Origin of the sequence: Wenjunlia tyrosinilytica, from assembly GCF_014646055.1 — a bacterium.
Classification (GTDB): Bacteria; Actinomycetota; Actinomycetes; order Streptomycetales; family Streptomycetaceae; genus Wenjunlia; species Wenjunlia tyrosinilytica.
On record NZ_BMMS01000125.1, the window covers coordinates 1 to 1,897 of the forward strand.

The window sequence follows — 1,897 nt, forward strand, 5'->3', positions numbered from 1 at the left end:
ATCCAGTAGCGCTTGGTGTCGAATGCGTACGTCGGCATCGGAACCCGACGCGGTGTCCGGCCCTCATGCAGCGCCGCCCAGTCGATCGCGACTCCGTTCACCCACAACCGCGCCAACGCCTCACGCGACGCCCGCACATCGTCACGCACACCACGCCCGTCGCCCATCGACGACACCACGACCCGACCCGAAGCCGCCTCCAACCCCTCCACCAGCACCCGAGCCGACGCCCCCGGCCCCACCTCCAACAAAAGCGCCCCCGGCTCATCGGCCAACAACCGCTCCACCCCAGCCGAGAACCGCACCGCAGATCGCACCTGACCGGCCCAGTACGAAGCACTCACCGCCTGCTCCCCTGTGAGCCACCCACCCGTCACCGCAGAAACCAGCCGAACTCTCGGCGCCCGGAACTCCACACCCGACAACCGGCGCTCGAACTCCCCCAGCATCGGATCCATCATCGGCGAATGAAACGCATGCGAAGTGGCCAACCGCCGGCACCGCACGCCCCGCTCCGCCAAAGCAACCTCAACAGGCTCAATGGCCTCCACCGGACCCGACAGCACCGTCCGCCGCGGACCGTTCACCACCGCTACCACACACCCGCCGACGGCGAACTCCTCCGCCTCGGCCTCGCCGAGATCCACCGCGACCATCGCCCCGCGCCCCAGCCGCTGCATCAAATCCCCACGCCAACACACCAACCGCACCGCATCCCGCAACGACCACACACCTGCCAGCGCGCCAGCCACAACCTCCCCCAGACTGTGACCCACCACCGCACACGGCTCCACCCCCCACGCACGCCACTGCTCAGCCAACGCCAACTGCACCGAGAACAACGCCGGCTGCTGCACCCACGTCTCGCCCAACAACGCCGCAGACTCAGCCGAATCCCACCCCTCCCCGAACAACACCCCGCACAGATCCACCCCCAACTCCGCCCGCACCACCTCCGAACACCGCTCCATCACCCCGCGGAACACCCCATCCCGCGCAAACAACTCCCGCCCCATCCCCAACCGCTGCGCCCCCTGCCCCCCGAACACGAACGCCACCCGCGCATCCCCACGAGCACGCCCCGTCACCAGCGCCGCACCACCACCGAATCCCTCCGCGCACTCCCCGCCAACACGCCCCACCACCGCTGCACGATGCTCGAACTCACCCCGCCCTACCTGTGACGTGAACGCCACATCTGACAACAACCCACCACCAAGATCAGCACCCAGAAAACCCGCCAACCGAGTCCGCTGACCGGCCAACGACCCAGCAGACTTCGCCGACGCCACCACCACCTCCCAACCAACCGACCCCACATCCTCCACCGACACCACCGGCGGCTCCTCCACCACCACATGACAGTTCGTCCCACCCATACCGAACGAACTCACCCCAGCCCGCCGCGGCAACGGACCCGACCACTCCCGCAACTCCGAATTCACAAAGAACGGACTCCCCTCGAAATCAATCCGAGGATTCGGAACCCGAAAATTCAAACTCGCCGGAATCAGACCCCGCTCCACACACAGCACCGCCTTGATGAAACCAGCTATCCCCGCCGCCGTATCAAGATGGCCCACATTCGTCTTCACCGACCCCAACCCACAGAAACCAACCCCCGACGACGACTCCCGAAAAGCCTCCGTCAACGCCGCGACCTCAATCGGATCACCCAACGACGTCCCAGTCCCATGCGCCTCCACATAACCAATCGACCCAGCCCCGACACCCGCCACCTGCTGAGCCTCAAAGATCACACCAGCCTGCCCCCGCACACTCGGCGCAGTAAAACCAACCTTGTCCGACCCGTCATTGTTCACAGCCGAACCACGAACCACCGCACGAATCGAATCACCATCACGCAACGCATCCGACAACCGCTTCAACACCACGA

At 65.9% G+C, this 1,897-nt stretch carries 1 protein-coding gene; it reads right to left on the reverse strand.

The window, feature by feature from the left end; all coding sequences use genetic code 11:
* Window positions 1–1,897, reverse strand: a 1,897-nt coding sequence (locus IEY86_RS35805) for a type I polyketide synthase (RefSeq protein ID WP_189136075.1), incomplete at both ends; no start/stop codon positions are given.